Source organism: Trueperaceae bacterium (genome assembly GCA_036381595.1).
Lineage (GTDB): Bacteria > Deinococcota > Deinococci > Deinococcales > Trueperaceae > DASVCN01.
Genome location: DASVCN010000012.1, coordinates 37,518 through 62,999 on the forward strand (window position 1 = coordinate 37,518; position 25,482 = coordinate 62,999).

14 protein-coding genes are annotated in these 25,482 nt (G+C 68.1%); 5 read left to right on the forward strand and 9 right to left on the reverse strand.

Annotated features, from left to right (window positions below; genetic code table 11):
* Window positions 1–70: 70 nt before the first annotated feature.
* Entirely contained in the window at window positions 71–10,006 is a 9,936-nt protein-coding gene (locus VF168_03030; protein HEX7003140.1) for a translocation/assembly module TamB domain-containing protein, read from the forward strand.
* A gap of 166 nt (window positions 10,007–10,172) precedes the next feature.
* Window positions 10,173–11,753, forward strand: coding sequence for a phosphoenolpyruvate carboxykinase (ATP) (gene pckA, locus VF168_03035; protein ID HEX7003141.1), 1,581 nt, complete (start codon window positions 10,173–10,175; stop codon window positions 11,751–11,753).
* A 139-nt stretch (window positions 11,754–11,892) separates the two neighbouring features.
* Here pckA and VF168_03040 read toward each other — a convergent pair whose 3' ends face one another.
* On the reverse strand, window positions 11,893–13,251 hold the full coding sequence (locus VF168_03040; GenBank protein HEX7003142.1) for a S41 family peptidase: 1,359 nt from the start codon (window positions 13,249–13,251) through the stop codon (window positions 11,893–11,895).
* Window positions 13,252–13,366: 115 nt separating this feature from the next.
* Between VF168_03040 and VF168_03045 the strand changes: the two genes are divergently transcribed.
* Both VF168_03045 and VF168_03050 read left to right on the forward strand, forming a co-directional pair.
* Window positions 13,367–14,752 (forward strand): glycogen/starch synthase, encoded by a 1,386-nt coding sequence (locus VF168_03045; protein ID HEX7003143.1) that lies wholly within the window; start codon window positions 13,367–13,369, stop codon window positions 14,750–14,752.
* Window positions 14,745–15,530, forward strand: a complete 786-nt coding sequence (locus tag VF168_03050; GenBank protein HEX7003144.1) for a tetratricopeptide repeat protein — start codon at window positions 14,745–14,747, stop codon at window positions 15,528–15,530. Before VF168_03045 ends, VF168_03050 begins: the two co-directional genes overlap by 8 nt.
* Window positions 15,531–15,537: 7 nt before the next feature.
* On the opposite strand, the gene VF168_03055 is transcribed toward VF168_03050, so the two are convergent.
* The 7 genes from VF168_03055 to pheS all read right to left on the reverse strand — a co-directional run bounded on the left by VF168_03055 (window position 15,538) and on the right by pheS (window position 24,279).
* Window positions 15,538–16,614: a M24 family metallopeptidase gene (locus VF168_03055; protein ID HEX7003145.1), complete on the reverse strand. Its 1,077-nt coding sequence runs from the start codon at window positions 16,612–16,614 to the stop codon at window positions 15,538–15,540.
* Between the two features lie 85 nt (window positions 16,615–16,699).
* Window positions 16,700–16,945 (reverse strand): GlsB/YeaQ/YmgE family stress response membrane protein, encoded by a 246-nt coding sequence (locus VF168_03060; protein ID HEX7003146.1) that lies wholly within the window; start codon window positions 16,943–16,945, stop codon window positions 16,700–16,702.
* A 68-nt stretch (window positions 16,946–17,013) separates the two neighbouring features.
* Window positions 17,014–18,102 carry a Gfo/Idh/MocA family oxidoreductase gene (locus tag VF168_03065; protein HEX7003147.1) on the reverse strand — a complete coding sequence of 363 codons (1,089 nt, stop codon included), beginning with the start codon at window positions 18,100–18,102 and terminating at the stop codon, window positions 17,014–17,016.
* 105 nt (window positions 18,103–18,207) lie between these two features.
* On the reverse strand, window positions 18,208–20,031 hold the full coding sequence (gene glmS / locus VF168_03070) for a glutamine--fructose-6-phosphate transaminase (isomerizing) (protein HEX7003148.1): 1,824 nt from the start codon (window positions 20,029–20,031) through the stop codon (window positions 18,208–18,210).
* A 381-nt stretch (window positions 20,032–20,412) separates the two neighbouring features.
* On the reverse strand, window positions 20,413–20,943 hold the full coding sequence (locus VF168_03075; GenBank protein ID HEX7003149.1) for a hypothetical protein: 531 nt from the start codon (window positions 20,941–20,943) through the stop codon (window positions 20,413–20,415).
* Window positions 20,940–23,282, reverse strand: a complete 2,343-nt coding sequence (gene pheT, locus VF168_03080; GenBank protein HEX7003150.1) for a phenylalanine--tRNA ligase subunit beta — start codon at window positions 23,280–23,282, stop codon at window positions 20,940–20,942. The genes VF168_03075 and pheT overlap by 4 nt, the downstream gene beginning before the upstream one ends.
* Window positions 23,283–23,292: 10 nt before the next feature.
* On the reverse strand, window positions 23,293–24,279 hold the full coding sequence (pheS, locus tag VF168_03085) for a phenylalanine--tRNA ligase subunit alpha (GenBank protein HEX7003151.1): 987 nt from the start codon (window positions 24,277–24,279) through the stop codon (window positions 23,293–23,295).
* Between the two features lie 355 nt (window positions 24,280–24,634).
* Between pheS and VF168_03090 the strand changes: the two genes are divergently transcribed.
* The gene (locus VF168_03090) at window positions 24,635–24,838 is read left to right on the forward strand and encodes a hypothetical protein (protein HEX7003152.1); all 204 of its coding nucleotides are present in this window, start codon (window positions 24,635–24,637) and stop codon (window positions 24,836–24,838) included.
* 68 nt (window positions 24,839–24,906) lie between these two features.
* Here the strand turns inward: VF168_03090 and VF168_03095 are convergent, their stop codons facing one another.
* Window positions 24,907–25,464, reverse strand: a complete 558-nt coding sequence (locus tag VF168_03095) for a hypothetical protein (GenBank protein HEX7003153.1) — start codon at window positions 25,462–25,464, stop codon at window positions 24,907–24,909.
* Window positions 25,465–25,482: the final 18 nt, after the last annotated feature.

The window sequence follows — 25,482 nt, forward strand, 5'->3', positions numbered from 1 at the left end:
TTGCCTGTGAGCGCGAGCCTCTTGACGGTCCACTCATGCACTTAGTTGCCCCCGGAGTTCCAATCCTTTGATGCACCTGCGCCGCTGGCTGCTCCCGGGGGTCCTGCTGACCCTGTTCGCGGCGGCAGTCATCCTTCCAGCCACCGATCTGGGTCGGGAATGGCTGCTCGAGCGAGCGGTCTCCCTGGCCGAGGAGCTCGGTTACGAGATCGACTACTCGCGCTCCAGCGGCAACCCCTGGTTCGGGGTCGACCTGAACGACGCTACCGTGGTCGGACCTGGCGTAGACCTCGGCGTCCGGAACCTCTCCATCGACTATTTCCTGCCTTCTCTCATCACTGGCGACCTGCCGCTCTCGATAGAGCTGTCCGGCGTACGCGGAAGCGTGGACCCGGGGGCCTTGGCGGCGCTCGGGGGTGGCGGCGGCAGTAGCGGGTGGCTCATCACCCCGCGGTTGCGGGACCTTGCCGTCAGGGACGTCGCCGTCGAGGTAGACGGCACGCCCTGGACCCTCCCGGCGGTCGACCTGCAGGATGTGATGGTGGGGCGAACCGAAGGCGCCATCGGCTTCGCCGTCACGGTAGTCAGCCCCGAGGGTGAAGCGCGCCTCGAGGGTGATGTGGCCACAGATCCGTGGCGGCTCGAACTCGAGATCGAGAAGGCCGACGTGCGCCTGGCCCGCCACTGGTGGGATGGAGCGATAGCGGGGACCCTCGAGGGCAGGTTGGTGGCCGATAGCGACGGCGTGACGGGCACCGGGCACGTGAACGGAGGGGAGATCCGCTACCTGGGGTCGCCCGTCGAGTCCATCTCGGGCCCGGTGCGCTACGGGGGCGGGATCGTGGAAGCGAACCTGGCCGGCCGGGCGCTCGGTGGCCCGGTCACGGCCGACATCGAAGTTAACGTTCCCGCCACCTACTGGGAGGGGACGATCCAGGGGACTCCCGATCTCGCCCCCCTCGCCGGCTGGCTCGCGATGGGCGAGTTCGACACCGAAAGCCTCGGCATCACCGGCACCGCCCGAGTCGAGCTGCACGGATCCGGTTGGACCGAAGTCGCTCTGTCGGGCAGAGGTGCCGGCGACGGAACGCTGCTCGGCTACCCCCTCGACGAGCTGATCGCCAACTTCGGTTACGCCAGCGACAGCGGAGTGAGCGTCGAAGCCAGCGCCACCCTCGCCGGCGGCCCGGTCGTGATGACTCTGCGGCCGAGTGACGGAAGCAGCCGCCTGCAGCTGGCCGCGCAGGCCGTGGGCCTCACCGACGGTCTGGAAGCCGAGTGGAGCCTGGCCGCTGACTTCACCGAGGAAGGCACGCTAGGCAGCTTCGAGGGCACTGTCGAGGGAGCGCTGGCAGGACGGGGTCTCTCAGTTGAGGCAGACGGCAGCCTCGATGAAGACGGCCTCCAACTGTTCGTGCGAGGCGAAGACGAACTCGGGGCCACGGCCGAGGGAGCAGCCGTGCTGGTCGAGGGATCGCTCGAGGGCCGAGTGACCGTCGAGAACCTCAGCCTGCCCGCCTTGGCCGGGCCGGTGGACCTGAGCCTTGGCGCGAACGGCCCGCTGGAAGCCCTGCCGTTGCAGCTACGGCTCGGGGGAGCCGGCACGAGCCAACTGGCCGCCTTCGGTATCTCGGTGGACGAGGAGTTCTCGGGATCTGCAAGCGGCGTGCTGAGCGACGGTTCGGTGCGAAACCTGGCCGGCACGTTCGGCCCCCTTACCCTCAGCGGCGAACTGGATCTCTCCCCCATCCGGTTCGATGGGAAGTACCGTCTGGCGGACGTGGAAACGAGCGGCGCCGTCGAAGCCCGGCTCACGAGCGACGGCACGGTCGCCGCCACGGCCGAGGAGGTGCACGGGGAAGGGGGCGTGCAGCTCGAGCGCTTGGCAGCAGCAGGGGTGGTGCTGGGCGAAACGGCGCTGACGATCGAGGCGAGCGGCAACCCGGGTGGGGGGCTCCTGCTGGCACTCGAATCGACCGCGACCGGTGACCAGGGCGAGCCCAGACTGTCGCTCGAGCTGACCGAGGACTCCTTCGCACTCGAAGCGAACGAGCTTCGCCTGACCCTCGCCGGGCGTCCCACCACGGTAGCGGGATCTGTCGTCGTGCCATCCGGTGGCACTCCCAGCGCTGATGTCACGGTTCGCTCGGAGGAGCTGCTGCTGAGGCTGCAACCCTCGCCCGGGGCGCACCTGATCCAACTGAGCGCCGCTCCGGGGCTCGACCTTGGTGGCCTGACCCTCCGCCGGCCGCTCGAGGCCTCCGGACGCGTGAGCGACGACCGCGCCGCCGGCCGCCTCCAGGGCACCATCGCCGGCTCTGCGTTCGCCGCCGGCTTCAGCCGGAACGGGGCCACGGTCAGCGTCGACGCCACCCTCGGTGGGTCAGAGGGGTTCGGGCTCGAGTACGACCTCGGTTCGGGCGCCTGGGCGTACTCGGGGACGCTCAGCCTGGAACCGGTGGCCGAAGCCGTGGGAGTGCCCGTCGAAGGCAGCATCGCCGGCGAGATGACACGCGACCATGGTTACTCCGGCCAGCTGAACGCCGATGTCGTCATCGCCGGCGTGCCGGTCGAGCTGCGCGCGCGGGGGAACGGGGTGGGCCTCGATCTCGAGGGGGCCGCCCGGATCGCAGACGTTCCCTGGCAGCTCACGGGTGACCTGCAGGCCGACGCGGAGCCGCTCGACGCCGCCCACCTCACCCTCACTTCCGGCCTCGGCTCGATCCGCCTCGACGGTTCGCGGCTCGAAGGGTCGGGCCGCCTTCCGCCACGTATCGGTCCACTCGCAACGTCCGGCGATGAGTGGTTCCTCCAGGGCGACCTCGGGGACGGCCGCGTGACCCTCGCTACGCCGGGCAGCCGGGCCGTGCTCGACTGGAGTACGGGAGCAGGGATCGAGGCAGAGATCGACGAGGCCTTCGAACTTGCCGGCATCCCGGGATCCGTCGACGCCAGCGTCAGATGGAGGGAGGGCCAAGCGGGAGATGTGTGCGGCACCCTCCGCCTGGCCGGCGAGGAGCTGGCACTGTCCGGCGACCTCGACGATCTCGCCCTTAGCGGCACATTGGATGCCTCCACCTTGGGCCGGCAACTGCTCGGTTCACCGCTCCTCAGCGGCGTCATCGAGGTCAACGCTTCCGTTCCCACGGCCGACCCGACCTCGGCCCATGCAAGGTTCGACTGGCGTGCCGGTGAAGCCGTTCTGGAGGGGAGCATCTCTGCCCACGAAGTGACGGTCGGCGGCGCGGGCCTGCAGGCGAGTTACAGCTCGGGCCGGTTCGCTCTCGATGCTCAGGGAGCGCGGCTAGACCCCTTCCTGGCGGCGTCGCTAACGGGCCTCTCCGTCGACGGGGAGTTGTCGCGCTCGACGCGCGGCGGGTGGGAGGGCGAACTCGACCTGCGGGGAAGTCTGCCGCTGCCGGGAGCCCCTACGGCAACCGCGACACTGACCGGTACCGGCGGAACGCTGGCGCTCCGTTCGGAGGCGGCGTCCACGAGCTACACGGTACGGGCAGAGGGCGCTCTGCTACCCGCACTCGACCTCGCCGTCTCGGGGTCGGCCGCAGAGGGCACTCTCGTCCTCGCCGGAACCGCCAGTGGAACACCGGCCGCGCCCACCTTCGAGGGCCTCCTCGAGACGGAGCCGCTCGAAGTCGGTCCGCTGGGCCTCCCCGGCCTCACGCTGACCGTCGAACGTACGGCCGACGGCCGTATCACGTTGAGCGGTGACCGAGCCAACCTGCAACTGGCAGGTGGTCACCTGGCCGGGGAGCTGACGCTGCCGTTCGAACTGGCGGGCGAACCCCACGAGCTCGCCGGGACGGTCTCGGGCACGGCCTCTTCGCCCCGACTCGAGATGCGCATAGGCGGTCCACTCGCCAGCGGATCGGCGGTCTGGGAGGACGAAAGCGGCAGCGCCGTCATGACCCTGCTCGCCGACCCCTGGTTGCCGGGCCCGATCTCGGCTCGCGAGCCCACGCAGCTCGAACTGACTGTGGACCGTTCACTCGACTGGATCGCAACGCTGACGGCTCCGTTGGAGGCGGCGGATGAACCGCTGGTACTGACCGCCCGGGTGAACGGCAGCCGCCTCAGCTACCGGGGCCGGGCCGAGCTGGTTCACGCAGCGCTTCCGGCCGAAAGTTCGCTACTGATCGGAACGGCGTTGGAAGGCAGAGGCGACCGCTGGCAACTGACCTCGGACCTCGCAGCCACCGCTCCTGCTGCCATAGCCGAGTTCCTGCCGCTGCCGTCGCGACTCGCAACGTCCGGCAGCCTCTCCGTCGCACCGGGCCCGCTCATCACCGTGGACGGTGAGCTGAGCGGCACCCTGGACGGCCGGCCGCTCACGTTGAGCCTCGACGGGGACTCCGCGGGCGCGGTGAGCGTGACCGGGTCGTACGCCGGGACGGGCATAGAAGGCAGGGTCCGAGATACCGGCATCGAGCTCGCGGTGACCGGAGCGCCCGGCCTCGACGTGCGCGGCCGGCTCGGTTGGCGCGACGGCCTCGACCTGGCCCTCGAAGGCGTCGCCGAAGGCGCGGAGGTCGAGGCCACCGGCAACTACGATCCGGCCACCAGGAGCGGGCGGCTGGAGGCGACCGTAGCCGGCACGAGAGTGCAGGCGCTCGCCCGTCCGGCGGCCGAGCCGGCCACGCTGGAAGTGACGGCGAACGTCAGCAGGCCGGCCGGGAACGGTGAGTACCGAGCAGAGACCGACATAGAGTTGGGCCCTGGGGGTGCGTTCGTCGAGTCGCTGATGGTCGACTGGGGCGGCTGGCAGGCCGAAGCCGCCGGACCGCTCCTGCCCGCACCCGGCCTGAAGGGCGAGTTCTCCACGAGCGAGGGCCTGCTGGGCTCCAGCGTCGAGGCCACTTTCCAGCTGACCGGCCCCTCGCTGTCCCGGCCGAAACTCCGCGTCACGGCCGGTGATCTGGTGCTACTCGCCGAGCGTGCCGAAGAGGGTTGGCGAGCCGCGATCAGCGGAAATGGCGAGCTGGCACGGAGCCGCATCTCCGCCGACCTCGCCTGGCGCCAGGCGACCGGCTTCGCCGGGACGGCCAGCTTGCGCATACCCTCCCGAGCGATCGTTCCGGAAGCCCCCGCATCCCAGATCGACGTCGAGCTGAGCGGAAACGGGCCGCTGAGCGCCTCGTTCGCGCTCCACGCGGGGACGGCCGAGCCGCTGGCGACGGGCACGATCCGACTGGGCGAACGTCCCTGGCGTGATCCCACGATGAGCGGGGGTATCGCCGTAGCGACCGACGCCCAGACCGTCTGGCCCGACTACCCCGGCGAACCGCTGGCGTTGAGCGCCGACCTCACCATCGGCGGCACTCCCTGGAAGCCGGTCGTGACCGGCCCGTTGGCCATCGGCGGCGCGCTCGAGGGGACCGGACGGATCGGTTGGGAGGTGGATGAGGGTGCGCTCGAACTGGCCGGTGACTCCTTCTCCCTCACCGCGAACGCCACCAGCAGCGGAGGGTTCGGCGCCTCACTGAGCGTCAGCGCACTCGAACTGGGAGCCCTCTGGCCGGCCGCCGCGGGCGCGCTAGTCGAAGCCGAGGCGACCGTGAGTAGCGGTCCGGGGGGTCACCTGAGCGGTGAACTGACCACCCTCGAAGTGACCAGCGGTAGCAGCCGGATCGTGGGGAGCGCTAAGCTGAGCGATACTCTCGATGCCCGGTTGCGCCTCGACCTGAACCTCACCGACCTGCCGGTCGCCCTTACCGACCTGAGCGGAACGCTCGCCGGCACCGTCGAACTCGCGGCCTCGTCACTGGGATCGTTGACTAGTGGGACGTTGCGAGGAGACCTCCAACTGGCCGAAGCGACCGTCCCTGGAACCGACACCCGCCTCTCAGGGCAGGTCGAGCTGTCCGGAGAGGCGGGCGATCCGGCCCTCGAACTCGATCTGGACGCTACCGGTGGGGCCAGCGGCGACCTCCTTCTGGCGGCCCGGCCAGCGCAAGGCAGCCTCCGCATAGACAGCGACCTCACCTGGGGCGAGATCGCCAGCCGCTTCGAGGTGGAGGCGACAACCGAAAGTCTGAGCGCAGCGGGCGCCGTCACGCTGCCCGCCGGCGAGTTCACTTTGAGTACGCCCGGCGACAGCCGCGAGCTCCTGCTCGAAGGTGAAGGCGCCTACCGCGACTGGTTCGTCCGGTTCGACACCGACACCTACTCCCTCGAACTACATGCCGACCTCTCGACCCTCGGTGTCGGAGCCAGCGGCCAGATAAGCGCTTCGGCCTCGCAGGCGCAGGAGGGACCCTGGCTGAAGGGGATAGCAGCAGGTCTTGCCTGGGGTGGCCTCGAAGTAGGTGATGTCACCTTCACTAGCCTCGCTCCGACCGCGCCCATCCACCTCGAGGGAGAGGCCGTGGAAGCGAGGTTCGATCCGTTCTCAGGGCCCGAGTGGCGCGTGGGGAGACTCGAACTCCCCCTCCCCAACGGGCTTCGCGTGAGCGGCAGCGGCGCCGGCTCCGGCTCGGAACTCAGTGCCCGGCTGCTCGTAAGCGGCGGGATCGCCGGCGCGCCGGTAGAGCTTCCCCTCCACGTCGAGAAGCAACGAAGCGGACCCCTGACGTTCGCCGGGAGCGGAGCCCTGCTCGAGGGGACAGTGACTGTCGAAGGATCGCTGAGCGAGAACGGCTGGCAAGGGGAGATCGGCGCCACCCGACTGCAGGCGGGCGGCCTGGACGTGGACCTGACCGGCCTGCTCTCGGGAGACCTCTACTCCCCCACCCTCGCCCTCGAGGGCAGCGGCGAGGCGGCCTGGGCTTCGCTCGACGTGCGGTCGACACTCTCCGCTGTCGGCTGGTCGCTCGACGCCCTCGTCGTTTCCCCCTACCTCGAGGACCCCGTCACCCTCGAGGGGAGCAGCCAAGGCGGAGGGTCACTCGCCCTCGCAACCGACTCCTCCAGGCTCGAGATCGCTGATCTCGCGGGAACGCCGACCGCGACCGGTGCGCTCGCTCTCGATGCCAGGGGCGTGCGACTGGCGGCGCAGGGAACTCCTTCGAACTCCCTCGAACTCCGCGTCTCGGTTCCCGCCCTCCCCGGTTTCACCCTGGCGGCGACCTTAGATCGCTCCCGCCTGGGCGACTTCGCTTCCCTCCGCCGCTCGCCGGTGACCTTCGCCGGACGCTCAGCCACCAGTGGGACGGTAACCGTCGAACTCCCGCAACTGCAGGCGACGGTGAACGACCTCGGCTACGTGGGGCAGGCGTTCGGTTTCGAGTTGGCCGGGTTGGTAGGGCCCACGGCCGCCACCGACCTCAGCGGGACCATACTCGTCGACGGAAGCGGTGTAGGCCTCTTCGCGAGCCTGCCCGACGAGGTCGAGATCCCCTTCGTCCTGGGGTACTCCCAGGAGTCGATCGAGTTCGCGAGCGGCGGGGAACTGGGCACGGCACGGCTGCTCCTCGACCTGGCGGCCGGCTCCGGCAAGATCGACGCCGACCTCGAGCTGGGGGCGGGCCACCTGCGCGCAAACGTCGACTTCCTCGAAGGCAGAGGCCCCGCCGGCTCGATCAGCGCCAGCGGCCTACCCCTTCTCCTCCTCGCCGACCAGGAACCCCTGCTGCTCACCGGAGAGTTCGACGTGTCGCCGGAGGTAGTCGATCTGAACGCCCAGCTGCAGGCGGCGGGCGGTTCGGTTCTGGCGAACGGCACAATCGGACTGGGGCTGTTGCTGCCGGACCGCTTCGCTCCATCAGGCACCACCGCACGGAACCTCGAACTTCAGCTGGGCACCTTCGACCTCGGCAACATCCCCTGGGTAGTGGGGCGCCTGCCGCACCTCCGAGCCCCCCTCAGCGGCTTCCTGCAGCTCTTCGGCAACCGGGTCGTGGGCCGCGTCGTCGCGCCCGACATGGCGGCGGCCGGTGACCCTCTGCCCCTCTCCATCGACATCAGCGGCACCACCGAAGAGGTGACGATCAGCGGCCTCCTCGCGGGCAGCCCCATCCAGGTGACGGCCAACGAGGAACGGGTCGGCGCGCTCTTCACCTTCGAGCGGTTCCCGCTCCATCTGCTCGCCCAGGCCGCGACGGGTCCACACGACGTGACGGCAGAGGTTACCGGGGTGGGACGGTTCGAACTGCCTCTGGCGGGTGATGAGGGACCGGTCGTCGAGATAGCCACCGAACTGGTGCGGCTCGAACGAGCCGGGGTAGTCACCACCGGGAACGTGAGCCTCACCTTCGTCGACGGGGAGCTGTCGGTGAACGAGGCGCGATTCTCGGGAGGCGGCACCTGGCGAGCGAGCGGCGCCATCAGGAGGGACCGACTCGACCTGCGTCTGAGCGCGACCGACGCCGACTTCGGACCGCTGCTGGGGCTCGTCCCCCTCTTCGCTCAGTACGAGGTGGGCGCCAGTGGCTCGCTGGAACTGGTCACCTCCGGCACCCTCACCGATCCGGTCATGACCCTCACGACCGCCGGCCTCGACTTCGAGATCGCCGGTTCCAGCTACCGGCTGGTCGGCGGCCAAGCCTCGCTCCGGGACGAACTGCTCGAGCTGACCGCCACGGTCGAGGGGATCCGGCCCTTCACCGGCCGTTTGCAGGTTGCAGGCTCAGGCCATGTCGACCTGCTGCCTCTGAGCCTGGGCGACGCCAGCTTCGAGGCGACGGGCAACGCACTCGTGCCGGGACTCGGCGAGATCGAGGCGTTCGAGGCGACTCTGACCAGCGCACCCGGGGAACCTCTTCGCATCGAGGGCACAGGAAGCCTCGGAGAGCAGTTCACTCTGGTGGGCACGCTCGTGCCGCTCGATCTCACGCTCGAAGGGGACGACCTCGCAATCCGCCTCCCCTACCTGCTGCTCGCGTCCGCTCAGGTGGATGCGCGGCTTCGCATGCAGTGGCTCGATTCGCTGCGCTTCTCCGGCGGCATCGGTGTCGATCAGGCGCTCTTCGAACTGGGGATCCGGCCGCCCACCAAGGCGGAGTCGTCCGGCCCCAACCCGGTCGCCCAGCAGGTGGTGTTCGACGCAGTATCCATAGAGGCGCCCGGTCGCGTTCGCTTCATGGAGAACTTCGGCTCTGCCGAGACCTCTCTCGACCTGGTGCTCGACGGCTCGGCGGCACGGCCCACCCTCAGTGGCACGGCGCAGGTCCTCCGCGGCACAATCCGCTTCTCCGGCAGGGACTTCGATATCACTGCGGCGCAAGCGAGGTTCGATCCGTCGCGTGGCCTGCTGCCGATAGTCGACGTTACGGCGGTCACAAGCTTCGACGTGGACGAGGTCATCCCGGCCGACGGCAGCGTCCGGTTCGTTGTGCCCGAGGAGGGCAGGAGCTTCCAGGTAGTCCTCAGCTTCACCGGTGAACTGGAGTCGACCGCCGGTGCCGAACCTCCCTTCCGGCTCGACCTGACGCCCGCCCTCACCTCGGAGGCGCTCATCCAGGAGGTGCGGGCCGACGGTAGCACCACACCGCCCAGGCCGCTGACCGAGCCCGAACTGCTCTCGCTCATCACGCTCGGCCGGCTCGACCTGGGGGCCCCGCTGGCGAGCGAAGCCGGACTGGCCGGCGCGGTGGCAGAAGGAGCGATCGACACCGCCGTCGACCTGCTGCTGGTATCCGAACTCCAGAACGCGCTGGCCGAGGCGCTGGGCGTGGACCTCGTCGAGATCGACACGACCGCCATATCGTCGATCTTCGGACGCTCGCCCACGGCCGAACCGTTCAGCGTCTCGCTGCGATTGGGTGGTTACCTGACCGACGAGGTGTTCGCCTCCTACCGGATCGGCACGTTCGACGACGTAGAGGGGTTGTACGCGCTCACCAACGAGGTCAACCTGGTGTACGACCTTGGCCCCGTGGAGATCGACCTGGCCGGCCGCGTGAACTTCGAGGACAGTGACTCGCCTACCCCCGACGCTGAGGTGAGCGCGACGGTTCGCTACGACTTCAGTCCCCTCACGGCTATCGAGGGCGGCATAGACCTCTCCGACGAGCGGCAGCAGGTGAGGTTCGGCGTGACGTTGCGTTGGTGATCGTTGCCGAGCCGGCCGCCACGGCGGTGACCGGGGGGACTCGACGCGTGCCGGTGTACCCCGGAGCCTGACCTGCACAGGAGGAGCGGAGCGCTGCTGCTATCATCGAGGGTCGAAGCATCGCCGGCTTCCGCACGCCACAGACATAACCGAAAGCAGGTATCGAATGCGTGAGACAACCACCGAGGCACGGAGCCATCTCGACCTGGAGGGGGCGGAAATGATCCATGACTCCAGTCCGGCAGCCCTCTACGAGTTCGCTCTGGCCAGAGGTGAGGCGAGGCTCGCGCGCCACGGCCCGCTGGTGGTCGATACCGGACGCTTCACCGGACGCTCTCCTCGGGACAAGTTCATCGTCCGAAGTGGCGAGGCGGCGGAACGCATCGACTGGGGCGAGGTGAACCAACCGATCTCCAGGGAGAAGTACGAGACCCTGAAGCGCGACATGGAGGAGTTCGCCAAGGACAAGCAACTGTTCGTCCAGGACCTCTTCATCGGAGCGGATCCCCGCTACCGCCGCAAGGTCCGGGTCATCACCGAGTATGCCTGGCACAGCCTGTTCGCGCAGAACATGTTCATCCGCAGCAGCGAAAGGCACGATAAGCCCGACTGGACGGTCCTCGACCTCCCCTCGATGAAGGCGCAGCCGACGCGGCACGGCACGAGGAGCGACACCGCCATCGTCATGGACCTCGAGGAGGGGGTCGTGCTCGTGGCGAACACGGAGTACGCCGGCGAGATCAAGAAGTCGGTGTTCTCCGCGATGAACTTCGAACTCCCCGGCAACGGCGTCATGCCCATGCACTGTTCCGCCAACAGCGGACGTGATGGCGACGTGGCCCTCTTCTTCGGCCTCTCCGGAACCGGCAAGACCACCCTCTCCTCCGAACCGAGCCGAGTGCTCATCGGCGACGACGAGCACGGCTGGTCGGCGGATGGGGTGTTCAACTTCGAGGGTGGCTGCTACGCGAAGGTCATCGACCTCGACGCATCGGCCGAGCCGGAGATATTCGCCACGACTAGACGGTTCGGGACGATCCTCGAGAACGTCGGCATCGACCCCGTCACCCGCGAAGTGGACCTTAGCGACAGAAGCCTAACCGAGAACACGCGGGCGGCCTACCCCATCGACTTCATCCCGAACGCCAGCGACAGCGGCACGGGCGGGCACCCCCGCGCCGTCATCTTCCTGACCGCCGACGCCTTCGGTGTTCTGCCGCCCATCAGCAGGCTCGACGTGGCGCAGGCGAAGTACCACTTCCTGTCGGGCTACACGGCCAAGGTAGCCGGCACCGAACGAGGGGTCACCGAGCCGCAGGCGACCTTCAGCACCTGCTTCGGGGCCCCGTTCATGCCGCTGCACCCGAACCTGTACGCCGAGATGCTGGGCGAGCGCCTGGAGCGCCACGGAACCCGAGTCTGGCTGCTCAACACGGGTTGGACCGGGGGCCCGCACGGGGTGGGCAGGCGGATAAGGCTCCCCTACACGAGGGCGATGGTGGACGCTGCCCTGAGCGGTTCCCTCGACGACGTTCCCACTCGGCGAGACCCGATCTTCGGGCTGCAGGTTCCGGTGAACGTCGCCGGAGTGCCTCAGGAGATCCTCGACCCTCGTTCGACGTGGGACGACCCGAATGACTACGACCGCCAGGCGTGGAAACTCGCCGCCATGTTCCGCGTGAACTTCGAGGAGTTCGAGGGCAGGGTAGCGCCAGAGGTTCAGGAAGCCGGACCCGCTGCTCCCTGACTGAACGCCCGCCTGGGCGCGCCGGCGCGGTCGGACGGAGTGCGCATCCGATCCGAGCGTCAACTTCGCGCGAGGGTCTGACACGAGCGCGGGCGGGACCTTGGTCCCGCCCGCGTCGCTTCACCCGGCAGAGGTCAGCTCAGTTGGCCGCCGCGGCGCCCTCCTGCGCGACCACCTGGTCGAGCAACACCTCGTGGGCCACCTGCAGCGCCTGATCGTTCTCGAGATCGACCAGCGCCTGCCCCTGTATCGGGCTGTATCGGGGCCGCGGACCGGTCGTGACGAACTGGAACTCGCCTTCCTCGTTGGCTGTGGTCGAACCGACCGTTTCACCATCGACGACGATCTCGAGCGTCTGGCCGGGGCTCGCGCCCTGACCTTCGAGGGAGATGACGTTGGGGAAGCGGGTGTCCTCGACCTTCACGTCAGGAGTGATGCCCTCTTCGTTGATCGAGGTCCGCTCCGGGGTGAGCCACTCGAACGCCATGTAGACGAGTTGGCCGCCATCGGCGAGCGACACGACGTTCTGAGCCACACCCTTGCCGAAGGTCTTCTCACCGACCACGAGCGCCCGGCCGTTCTCCTGGAGCGCGCCGGCGACGATCTCGCTCGCCGAAGCGGAGTGCTCGTTCACCAGCACCACCATCGGCATCTCGACGGCGTGAGGGTCGGCTGCGGCGATCCGTTGGGTCACCCCGCGCGAGCGCTGGAAGACGATGTCGCCCTGGGACAGGAACTCGTCGGCGACGAGGATCCCCTGGTTGAGGAAACCGCCCCCGTTGTCGCGCAGGTCGAGGATCAGCGAGGTAACCCCCTCCTCCTTCAGCTCCGCGATCGCATCCACCAGCTGATCGTGCAACTGCTGATTGGCGAACGTCGTCAGGTGGATGTAACCGACGTCGTTAGGCAGTACCGCCGACTCCACCGAGACGATGCTGATGGTCCCGCGGGTGATGTCGAACTCGACAGGTTCCTCGGCGCCGGGCCGGCGCATCTCCAGGTGCACCACCGTGCCCTTGGGGCCACGCACCAGATCGGCGACCTCGGTGGGCGTCATCTCCTGCACGTCCACTCCGTCGACACTCAGGAAGATATCTCCCCGCTCCAGGCCGGCTTCGAAGGCGGGTCCGCCGCGGTACACGGTGAGCACCTCTACTCCGGTACCGGCCTGGCGATTGAACGTCGTCAGTACAGCGCCGATGCCCTCGAACGAGCCGGACTGATCCTGCATGTCACGCGCCGCGGCTTCCGGCGTCTTGTAGTAGGAGTAAGGGTCCTCGAGCGACTCGAGCATGCCGTTGATGGCACCTTGGATCATCTCGGTCTCGTCCACGTCCTCGAGGTAGTTCGACTTGAGCGTGCCGTAGGTCTGTATGAGGGCCCGGCCGGCCGCGGACTCCACGAATTCTGTCGAGTAGTCCCGCGAGAACTGGGCGTCGACCACCATGAACGACGTACCCAAGGCCACCAGGACCAGCATTAACCATCTACGTTTCATCGAACCTCCCGGGGGAAAAGTCCCGGAACCAAGTATAGGGTCGACCGGGTGACGGCGCAGTAAGTCGCGGAACCAGCCGCCGGGCAAACCGCGGCAGCCTCCTTATACTGTGGCCGTGCGCGTGCTCTTCGTATCCAGCGAGGTCTTTCCGTACAGCAAGACCGGCGGTCTGGGAGACGTAGTGGGTTCCCTCCCGGGCGCCCTTGCCCGCCTCGGCCATGAACTTCTGGTCATCTCCCCCTGGTACGCGACCCTCGTTGGCGAACCCGTCTGGGCCGGCGACGCCGAGTTCCCTGGCGGGGAGGAGGAACGCGCCGGGGTAGGCATCCTCGAGGCGGGCGGCGTGCGGCAGGCGTTCGTGGGCTTGGACGACTTCCGCCGTGAGTCGATCTACGGCTACGCGGACGACGTGCGGCGCTTCTGCCGCTTCTGCCGGGCTGTGCCGCAGGTGGCCCAGCTGCTCGGTTTCCGCCCCGACATCGTCCACGTTCACGACTGGCACAGCGCCTACCTACCCGCACTGCTCCGCTTCGGGGACGGTTCGCCCGAGGGGTTCCGTGCTACGCCCACGGTGCTGACTATCCACAACGCTCAGTACCAGGGGGTTTCGCAACCGGCCGAGGCCCTCTCCTGGCTCGGCCTCCCAGCCGAGGTCGCGAGCGACCACATCCTCCTGAACGGGGACGCGAACGCACTGCGGGCCGGTATCGGGCTGGCCACGAAGATAACCACCGTGAGCCCGACTTACGCGCGGGAGATCCTGACGCCCGAGTACGGGTACGGTCTGGAGGCCGTGCTGCAGGAGCGAAAGGATGACCTGAGGGGCATCCTCAACGGCATCGACACGGCCACCTGGGATCCGGCCGTGGATCCCCATCTGCCCCAGCCCTACTCGCTGGCTGACGCTAGCGGCAAGCGGCAGGCGAAAGTGGCCCTGTGCGAGCGCGCAGGCCTGGACCCGGCGCGGCCGCTCATCGGCGTGGTATCGCGGTTGGCCGAGCAGAAGGGGATCGATCTCCTGCTCCAGGCAGCCGAGAGCCTGAAGGCACAGGGCTGGTCGATATTCGTGCTGGGCACCGGTGATCCGCAGCTGGAGCAGCGAACCCGCGAACTGCGCTCTCAGGGCGTCCTCGCGGCAGAGCTGGCGTTCGACGAGGGACTCGCCCACCTCGTCTACGCCGCGGCCGACGTGCTCGCCATACCGAGCCGCTTCGAACCGTGCGGCCTCAGCCAGATGGTGGCGATGCGGTACGGCACCCTGCCCCTGGCTCGCGCGACCGGAGGACTTCGTGACACGATCGTGCACGGCCGAACCGGGTTCCTCTTCGAAGAACCGGACCCCGCGGAACTGGTGGAGGCAGCTGCCGAGGCGATGCGTTGCCACGGCAGCAGCGATTGGGCGAGGATGATGCTCGAAGCTATGGCTCAGGATTTCTCCTGGGACCGCTCGGCGGAGAGCTACGTCGATCTCTACCGCCGGATCGGGAGTGACGATGACTGACACGACTACCCTCCTCGGCTGGCGTGAGGCGCTGGATCGCGGGCGATTCGACGATGCCTACCGGATCTACCTCGTCTCGGGCGCCGAAGAGAGCGATTCGGAGGCCCGCGAACGGCTGCAGGTCCTCTCGGTGCTCGCCGACGTCCAGCGGTTCGTCCGCGAGCGTTCCTGGGAGCGGGCCAGGCGCCAGCTTCAGCGCCTCGATGAGCCGCTCCCGGTGGTCGACTGGGCGGCACTGGGCGAGGAGCTGGAGCGTCTTCAGCGCAGCTCCGAATCGCTCGAGCAGCGCGAGGCCGAGGAGGCGCTCGGGCTGCTGGGGGAGCGAGGTCTTCGCTGGTTCGAAGCCGAAGCCTGCAACCAGCGCGGGACCGCTCGGGTCTACCTGGGCGATGTCGAAGGGGCGGAACGGGAGTTCGAGCGGGCGGTGGAACTGGACCCCCGACACTTCAGGGCGCTTACCAACCTCGGCAACGCCCGCCTCGAGTCGGGCCTGGTCGCCGAGGCGATCGGCTGCTATGAGCGCGCTCTGCAGGTCAACGACGAGTTCGCCAACGCCCACCACAACCTGGGCGTGGCCTACCGGAAGCAGGGCAAGATCGGTCTGAGCGTGAAGCATCTGCGGCGCGCTCAGCGGGTGCAACAGAGGGTCGAACGTGAGCGGGCCCGCGAACGCATAGGAGCGTCGGGTGACGCGGGACTCAAAGCGCTCCGCTGGAGCCTGATCGGCCTCGCAGCGCTGGCGCTGTTCGTGATCCTGCAACGCCAGGGCCTGATCTAGCGGTTCGTCATCCGCGCAGCAACACCTCGGGCCGCTCCACTCCCTCTACTTCGACCTTCGGCCAGAGGGGATCGTAGGTCAGCAACTCGAGCCGCTGGTGGGTGAGCAGCACCGTGTCCTCCACCTTGATGCCGGGCAACGAGGGGTTCCAGGCGTAGGCGGCTCCGTCGACGACCACACGCTGCTCCACGCCCGTAGCGAGGAAGTCGCGGGTGAAGTAGCCGGTGGGACCGCCCTGGTGGTGGTGTTTCCAGGCGAGCGGGTGGTGGTGTTCGGCATAGGCGTTCTGCAGGGCGAGCAGCACATCGCGCATGAACCGGCCGTGGCGGGTGGCCTGCAAGGCGGCAGCTTCGATCTCGAGGAGGGACGCGTAGCGCCTCGCCTCCTGCGGTCCCAGTGGGGTGAAAGCCGCGATCCGGCTCAGGTTGGCGTAGAGGCCGTGGCGCCGTGCGCATACAACGACCATCACCCGCTCGTGGACGGCTTCACCCGACGGGATCGGGTGACGGTAACGTTTCAGCCGCGCGTCCGCGCCGACGAGCAGCAGCGCCGGCTGGATGCCGCGCGACCGCAACGCGACGGCGACCCTGCCGGCGATCTCGTGTTCGCTGGGCCCGGGCTCGAGCTCTCGCATCACGTCCCCAACCGCCTGCGCGGCGTCCGCTCCTAGGCTCCGGTAGCGGTCGAGCTCCTCGGGCAAAAGCGGCACCCGCAGCTGCCAGAAGTCGTGTAGTCGGGTTCCCGGGGCGCACTGATCGGTGAGGGTACGAGCAGGATCGGCCAGCGCCTCTCTCGCCTCGTTCAGGGCGTTGGGCTCTTCCCATGGGAGGTAGGCGCAGGTGAGGCCCGCCGGCATCTCCTCGTTCTCGAGCCGGTCACGTTCGAACTCGGGCATGAACAGTCGTTCCTGATCGCGGGTCACCAGGATGCTCGCGACGGGCGGATCCGTGAGCGAGACGAGGGGATCGCCTCCGCAAAGGAGCCAGGAGACGTTACCGCTCGTGGTGAAGAAGGCGGCGTCGGCGTCCCGTTGGTGCAGGAGCCTGCGTACCCGCTCGAGCTTCACTTCAAGTTCGCCGGCCACGCTCAAGGATACAGGGTCGAAGTAGCACGTCCCGGCCGCGCCAGGAACGCGCGGCCGGGACGGCTGTCGGGGCGGTCGAAAAGGGTCAGGCCCTTCGAGCCGCCTTCACTATCCAGAGCAGAACGATCGCCCCCAGGATCGCCACCAGCAGGCTGTAGATGTTGAAGCCGGTAACTCCGGCGGCACCGAATGCCCGGAAGATGAAACCGCCGATGACGGCGCCTATGATCCCGACGATGATGTCGAGGAGCAGACCCTGGTCCGTTCTCACGATCATGCTGGCGATCCAGCCAGCCAAGGCCCCGAAGATTATCCACAACAGAATTCCCATCGTGTCCTCCCCTCGCGGCCGATTATAGGGACGGGTGCGACCATCACACCCGCCTGCGACACGATTAGTCAGTCGTGACCGATAGGGAGTTCACGCCCCTCCACCGCCGAGCGGTAGCAGGCGTCGATGATCTTCACCCGCCTCAGGCCCGCCAGTGCGGGAGCATGATCGACCTTCTCGGCCTGGGCGGCGGCGACGAAGTTCCGGACGACGGCCCGGTGGCCCTCACCCTTGCGGACTTCCGGGCTCAGCACCGCCGGCACCCCAGCGGCGTCGGTGTAGATGCGCAGGGTGTCCTGCCAGTTGTAGTTGCGAACGCGAATTTCGGCCCCGCCCTGGGTACCGAACAGCGTCACGCCGAAGTCGTCGTTGGAGCCACCGTATACGGCCCAGCTGGCCTCCAGGTTGACGGTGCCGCCGTCGCCGAGTCGCAGGAACGCCGTAGCCAGGTCCTCCACCTCGTACGCCGAGCCGACCGTCATCTTCTTGGTCCCCGAGAAGCCGCGGCCGCGCGGCCCGAGCTCGGCATAGGTAGCGGCGCTCACCGTCCTCACCTCCGGCTCGTCGAGCAGGAAGAGGGCGAGGTCCAGAACGTGTACGCCCAGGTCTATGAGGGGACCGCCGCCGGCCATCTCGCGTGAGGTGAACCAGGAACCGAGTCCGGGGATGCCACTCCTGCGCATCCAGGTGGCCTTCACGTGATAGATGCGTCCCAGCTGCTCCTGGTCGAGGAAGCGCCTGAGCAGCTGGACGTCGCCGCGCTGCCGGTGGTTGAAAGCAACGTGCAGAACCTTGTCGGCCTCCACCGCGGCGCGCACCATCGCTTCCGCCTCGCCGGCATCACGCGCCAGCGGCTTCTCGCAGAGTACGTGCTTGCCGTTCTCCAGCGCTGCGATCGTGATGGGCGCGTGCAGGTGGTTGGGGGTGCAGACGCTCACCGCGTCCAGTTCGTCGAGCGCCACGAGGTCTCGGTAGTCGCTGAAACGGTGAGCGATCCCGTACTCGTCGGCCAACTCCTGAAGGCGGTCCTCCTCGAGACCGGCGAGGCCTTTGATCTCGACCTGCGGCAGCTGCCGGTAACCGTCGAGGTGCTGCTCACCTGCCCAGCCCAGGCCCACGACTCCGACTCGCAGCTTCCGTTCGTGTGAATCACCCATCACGCCTCCAGGTCGAGCGGCTCTTCTGCGCCCCAGCCGCCGACGGTATCACAGCCGAGGCGCCGGACCGCCACCTGCACGGGAGGCCCGTCGCCTCTTCGCCGGCTACTCCACCGTCACGCTCTTGGCCAGGTTCCTGGGCTGATCCACGTCACGGCCAAGCCGGCAAGCGGTCTCGTACGCCAGGAGTTGCAGCGCCACGACGTTGACGATCGGCGACAGCAGTTCGTGCGTCTCGGGCACCGTTATCAGATGGTCGGCATGGGCTCCGATATACCGGTCGTTCGGGTTGGCCAGCGCTATGACGATTCCGTCGCGCGCCCGGACCTCCTGCAGGTTCGAGACCGTCTTCTCGTAGAGGGTCGACTTCGTCGCTACTGCCACCACGGGGATGGAGGCGTCTATCAGCGCGATCGGCCCGTGCTTCATCTCGCCGGTGGCGTACGCCTCCGCATGGATGTAGGAGATCTCCTTCAGCTTGAGCGCTCCTTCGAGTGCTGTCGGGAAGTTGATCCCCCTCCCCAGGAAGAGGTAGTCGCGCCTGTCCTTGAACGCCTCGGCGATCGCTGCGATCTGCTCTCGAGCCGTGATGGCCTCCTCGACGAGCGCCGGCAGCCGCCTCAGCTCGGTGATGATCTCGGCCGCGCCCGGCCCGCTCAGCGTGCCTCTTCGCCTGGCCAGCCAGAGCGCCAGCAGCTCGAAGGCCGCGAGCATCGCCGTGTACGCCTTCGTGCTGGCGACCCCGATCTCGGGCCCGGCATGGATGTAGAGGATGTCGTCCACCTCGCGGCTCATGGAGGAGCCTTTGGCGTTGAGGATCGCCAGGGTCCTCGTCCCGCGCCGCTTCGCTTCGCGGAGCGCCTCGAGAGTGTCGATCGTCTCTCCCGACTGCGACACGGCTATGCAGAGTGTCCGCTCGTCCACCACCGGTTCCCGGTAGCGGAACTCGGAGGCGAGCTCCACTTCTACCGGGAGGCGGGCAAGCCGCTCGATCAGGTACTCGCCCACCAGACCGGAGTAGTATGCGGTACCGGCAGCCGTGATGACGATCCTGTCGATGCCTATCGGGTCGAGGCCCAGGCCCAGGTCGACGTCGCTGTCTCCCGCTACGATGCGCCCGCCGATCGTGTCCTGCAGGACCCTCGGCTGCTCGTAGATCTCCTTGAGCATGTAGTGCTCGAAGCCCCCCTTCTCGGCAGCCTCGGCATCCCAGTCGACTCGCGCTACCTCCCGCTCCTGCGGTTCCCCGTCGAGGTCGGTGATGGTCACGCCCTCGGGCGTTGCCAGCGCCATGTCGCCGTCGTGGAGGAAGATCATGTCGCGCGTGTAGGGGAGCAGCGCGGGCACGTCGGAGGCGAGGAACGTCTCCCCCTCCCCGAGGCCCACCACCATCGGACTCGTCGACCTCGCCGCCACGATCACCCGGTGATCGGCGTGCGACACGACCACTGCGAAGGCGCCGGAGACTTCGCCGAGCGCCGCCCGCACCGCGGCTACCAGATCGCCCTCGTAGTGCTCCTCGATCAGGTGGACCAGCACCTCGCTGTCGGTTTCCGAGCTGAAGCTGTGCCCGGCGGCCTGCAACCGCTCTCGGAGGTCCAGGTAGTTCTCGATGATCCCGTTGTGGATGAGCGCGAGCTTGCCGTCCTCCGAGAGGTGGGGGTGGGCATTGCCGTCGCTGGGTCGTCCGTGAGTGGCCCAGCGAGTGTGGCCGAGGCCCAGCGTCCCGGCCGGTGTCCTCTCGCCGAGCGCTTCGCGTAAGGCGCCCAACTTCCCTGCGCGCTTGACGACATCGAGTCTCGCCGACCCGTTGCCGCCCGCGACGACCACGCCTGCCGAGTCGTAACCCCGGTATTCGAGCCGTTGCAGACCGTCCATGATCACTTCAGCCGCCTGCCGGTGACCTACGTATCCAACTATTCCGCACATCGTCCTGGTGTCGCTCCAGTCGTTCCGTTCGTCCCGGAGCTACTGCCCGGGACGTCGTCGAGACGCCGCGCCGACGCGTACACGCCGGTGCGTCGCGTCGCCTCAGCCTCGGTCTCTGAGGACCGTCGATAGCCTGGTTCGGGTCGGGCAACCCGCGTTCGACCCATACGACTCGCGAGTGAGGGGTCGTCTCAGGAGGGGCCCGCAGACTTGTGCGCCCACTTCGGGCGCGCTCGCGTTTTGAGCGCCTTCAGGCGCCTATCCTCCGGCAGCAGCGGTAGTGTCGCCGCTCGCCCCGGAAGCCCTCCACCTCGTCACCTGACCGCTCGGAACATCCCGGCCAGGGCTTGCGCTACCTCGCGACAAACGAGTTCGCTCCCTTTACCTCCCTTCCCAAGGCTGCCCCACGACCAGGTAGGAGTGGAGGAGCCTTACCACCTGGCTGCGCCGGGGGCCAATGTCGCCCTGGCGCTCCAGGAGAGGATAGAGCAAGATATCACGCCCCTCACGCAGCACCCGTGAACCGGCCACCGCGTCTCCGACCGCTCCCGGGAGTTGCTGCGGGGGGTAGATGATCTGGCCGAGGGAGTTGCGTTCGATGGGCATCGAAACCGCGGTGCTGAGGACCAGCACGGCGCCCAGCAGCGCGCCGCCGATCCCTCCCAGCAGGGCGTAACGACCCGATTGCAGCCGCCGGCGCCGCCCCAGTCTCCGGGCCAGCAGCGAGATCACCAGGCCGGCGAGTAGCGCTACGGCCACCGACAACACGGGGCTCACCTCCCCGATCAACAGGAGCGGCCGCAGCAGCAGGACACCGCCTACACCGAGGAGGAGGCCGCTGAGGCGCCGTTCGGCGCCCAGGGCGACGAACACCGCGAACAGCAGGGCCAGTAGGAGATCCAACCAGGTCATCGGTCGCGGATATCGTAGCCGCGCTGCCTCAGCGTCTGGATGACATTCTGCATATAGTCGTCTACCTCTTCGTCACGCAGCGCCCGCTCCTCGTGCCTGAAACGTAGCCTCAGTGCGACGCTGCGCTGGCCCTCCGGTATCGAAGCCCCGCGGTAGACGTCGAACGGTTCGACCGATTCGAGCAGCTTACCGGCGGCGGCGCCCACGGCGGCCGCCAGATCTCCGTAGCTCACCTCCAGCGGAGCGACGACGGCTATATCGCGTTCGGCGTGCTGCTGACGCGGGATCTCCGCCACCTGCACAGGCCGCCTCTCGAGCGGGAGGTCGAGTTCAGCCAGGTAGGTGTCCCTCAACTCGAAACGGGCTGCCACTTCCGGATGGAGGCGACCGGAGTAGCCCACGGGCCTGCCGTTCCAGAGGACCTCGGCCGAGATGCCGGGGTGCAGGGGCGGAAAGAGGCAGGCCCGCATCTCGAGCCTCGAGTTGCGCCGTTCGGCCAACCTTTCCAGAAGCCCCTTGAAGAGGAAGAAGTCGAGCTCCCTGCCCTCCTCCCAGCCCGGTTCGATCCAGGGGCCGGTGGCCAGCAGCGCGACCCGCTCGATCTCTTCCTCCAGGAACACCCGGCCGATCTCGAAGAGGGCGAGCGAGGTGAGTGACCGGTTCAGGTTGGCTGCTGCCAGCAGGCCGGGGTAGAGAGCCGTGCGCAGCACGCTCCTCTCGACCCCCTGGGGATCGCTGAGCCTGACCTGGGCGGCGGGCGCCTGGGCCTTGGAGAGCTCGGCATCCGAAGTGAATACGTAGCCGATCGCCTCCTGGAACCCGAGTCCCGCGATCTCGTGACGCAACTCTCGGTGGGTGGGATCGGTCCGCGGGGGCACGAAGTGCATGGGCGGTACGGTCTCGCCTATGTGCTCGTAACCGTGGAGTCTCGCCACCTCCTCCACCAGGTCCTCTTCGATGGAGAGGTCGAAACGCCAGCTGGGCGGCACCACCCGCCAGGCGTCGTCCGCGTCCTGGCTCACCTCGCAGCCGAGCGCCTCCAGGTACCGGCGCTGCATCGGGCGCGGCACCTCGAAGTCCATCAGGAAGTGGACTCGCGACGGACGGTAGTGGATCGGGGCGGGTTCGAACGTCTTCCCCACCCAGCTGACACCGGGGTGGAGTTCGCCGTGGGCGAGTCGTGCGATCAGCGTGGCGGCTCGCGCCGAGGCGAGACGGGACAGGTTCGGGTCGACGCCACGCTCGAACCGGTAGTGGGCGTCGGTAGAGATGCCGTGGCGCTTGGCCGTGCGCCTGATACCCACCGGGTCGAAGAACGCGGCTTCGAGCGCGACAGAAGTGGTTGCTGCCTCGACACTCTCCGCCAGGCCGCCGATGACTCCCGCCAGGCCGATCGCCTTCGAGCCGTCCCCTGACGGCGTTGCGATGACCAGGTCGTGAGCCGAGAGCTCGAGCTCGTCGCCCGTGAGCGTGACGAGCTTCTCCCCTTCCCGCGCACGCCTCACCTGGATGGTGCCGTTCGAGAGTTCGGCTGCGTCGTAGGCGTGCGAAGGCTGGCCGAGCTCGAACGTGACGTAGTTGGTGACGTCGACTATGTTATTGCGGGGCCGCAGCCCGACGCTGGCGAGCCGGCGCTGCAGCCAGAGAGGGCTCGGCGCCACGGTGACCCCTTCGATGCGTCGCAGGCTGAAGGCAGGGCAGCCGTGAGCGTCGGCGACCTCGATCTCGAGCCCGTCGTCGAGCCGGGGATCGCCCGGGTCCAACCCTGCAGCCGGGTGCCGGTAGCCAACGCCCAGCTTGGCGGCGAGGTCGCGGGCGACCCCCAGGAGGCTGAAGGCGTCGGCGCGGTTGGCCGTGAGCTCGAGCTCCAGCACCTGGTCGGCGGGCCAGGCGCGAGCGAGGTCGGTGCCCGGTTCGAGATCGGCAGGCAGTTCGATGAGGCCACCGGCGTGGTCGAAGACGCCCAGCTCGCGGGGCGAGAGGAGAACGCCGTCGCTGTCGACGCCGGCCATCCGGCGCTTCTCGACGGTGCCGCCCAAGGCCGGGAGGAAGGTCCCCGGCGGGGCGTAGGCGGTCATCATCCCTTCGGAAGCGTTGGGCGCTCCGGTCACGACGGTGCGCCGGGCTATCCCGTCGAAGATCGTAGCGACCAGCAGGTGGTCGGATCCTTCGACCGGCGCCAGCGAATCGACCCGCACGGCCAGGGTTCCATTAGCCGCGCCCGCGTACGGGTGCACCGATTCCACCGCCAGGCCCAGCCCATCGAGCAGCCCGACGACCTCGTCGACCGGCGGCAGCTCCTCGATGAACTCCTGCAGCCAGCTGTAAGGCACCTTCATCGGTAGCTCCTCACACTTCCCCCTGGAACTGACGCAGCAACCTCATGTCACTCCCGTAGAAGGAGCGGATGTCGGGGATGCCGTAAGGGATCAGCGCCAGCCTCTCGATGCCGAAACCGAAGGCGAAGCCGGTAACGCCTTCGTACCCGACCGCCTCGAATACGTTCGGATGCACCATGCCGCACCCGCCCAGTTCCAGCCACTCCTCTCGGCCCGTACGGGGGTGACGCCACCAGATGGCGAACTCGCCGCCGGGCTCGACGAACGGGAAGAAGGCGGGCTGGAGCCGAGTCCTCGTTCCCGGCCCGAAGAGGGCGGTGGCCATCTCACGGATGGCGCCCTTGAGGTCGGCCATGGTGATCCGCTCCCCGACGACCAGTGCTTCGAGTTGGTGGAACTGCGCCTCGTGGGTCGCGTCGACCGCCTCGTTCCGGAAGACCTTCCCCGGTACCACGACCTTGAACGGCGGTTCGTGGCTCTCCATGTAACGCACCTGCATCGGGCTCGTGTGGGTTCTAAGGAGCCTGCCGTCCGTCGTCCAGAACGTGTCCTGGGCGTCGCGAGCCGGGTGCTCCTCGGGGAAGTTGAGGGCGCCGAAGTTGTAGTGGTCGGTCTCCAGCTCGGGACCGGTGACGACCTCGTAGCCCAGTGACGTGAAGACGTCGAGAAGCCGGTTCGTCACCTTGGTCATCAGGTGAAGACCACCGGGCTTGAAGCGGAGGCCGGGGAGTGTGACGTCCACGCTCTCTTCGGCGAGGCGGGCCTCGAGCTCCTCGCGCTCGAGCTCGGCGCGACGCGCCATGATCGCTGCCTCGAGCTCCCCCTTCAGGACGTTGAGCTCGCGGCCCGCTTCGCGCCGCTCCTCTGGCGGCAGCTCGCCCAACGCCTTGAGGCGCTCGGTGATCTCGCCCTTCTTGCCCAGGAGACGTACCCGCAACGCCTGCAGCTCGCGCTGGTCCAGGGCTGCGCGTATCTCCGTGAGTGCTTCTTCTCGCATGCTTCTCCTCCACGGACGGCTCGCTGGGCCCAAAAAAAACACTACCCGTCAAGGGCAGCGTCATGCGGGCGCGGATCGGCTCCGCGCTAGCCGATAAAGGGCGAAGCCGTCTCGCTTGCCATGGGATGGAGTGTAGCCCCGGTCACGAGGGGTGTCAACAGCGCTTCGACGCCGACGACCGGGCCGGCCAGCGCGGATGGCGGCGCGCCATCCGCGCTGCGAGTTCGTACCAGCCGCCTACCGGGCGACTTGTTCGAGAGACACAGACCAACTGCGGCCCAACCGATACGGTTGGTCACACAGACCCACGAGGACCCGGTCAGGAGTCGCCGGTACCTTCCACAAGGAGGAGCAGATGCAACGCTGGGCGATAGCGCTCGACGGAGATACTCGCCGACGGCTTACGGAGGAGCAGCTGGAACTCGGTACGGAGCTGCACGATCTCGACGGCAGGAAACTGCTCGTCTTCCGTGACAGGTTCGTGTGCCTGCGGGTCGCGCGCGCCGCCGGTACCGAAGTGATGCAGTATCAGGAGCCGGAAACGGCCCCTGCCGCCTAGCCGCTGCTGTCACTCGCGAACGCCGGGCTCCCGCCCGGCGTTCTTCCGGGTTCGGACGCCGTCTCGGGTCATACCTCGGCATCGGCCGCGCTGAACACGTCGCAGAACCAACCACCGGCATAGGGCACGGTGTCGTAGGTGGTTCCCGACACCGGCACCACTCGCTCCTGGCCCCACCGGCGGGCCGCGGCCTCGTCTTCGAACGGCCCCACCATCGTCGATGTCCCCTGCCACCCGTCGGGGGCAGTAGGCAGGCTAAGCTCCCTCGTGGTTCCGCGGCGATCTCGAACCACCCGGTAGTAGGCGTAGTCGGCCACGGCCGCTTCCACCGCCTGCCCCATGAGTTCGTCGAGCCGCTCGAGTTGATCGCGCCGTGGGCCGGGGAAGGCCAGCATCAGCAACTCCTCTCCCACCTCCGCCTCGAAAAGCCGCTGATCGTCGAGCACCGCCCCGAGAGGCTCGGCCGCAAGCGTCTTCAGGCGGCGGTCGACCCGCATGACCGGCAACGAGCAGAGCATCATGTAGCTCAACGGCTCTTCTCGCTTCAGGATGTCGAGGTCGAGTCCTGCCGCCTCGGCCCGGCTGCGGGCACCGGCATCCGGTTGGTGACTGTCCAGATCGATCATCGGCCCCTACCGTAACGG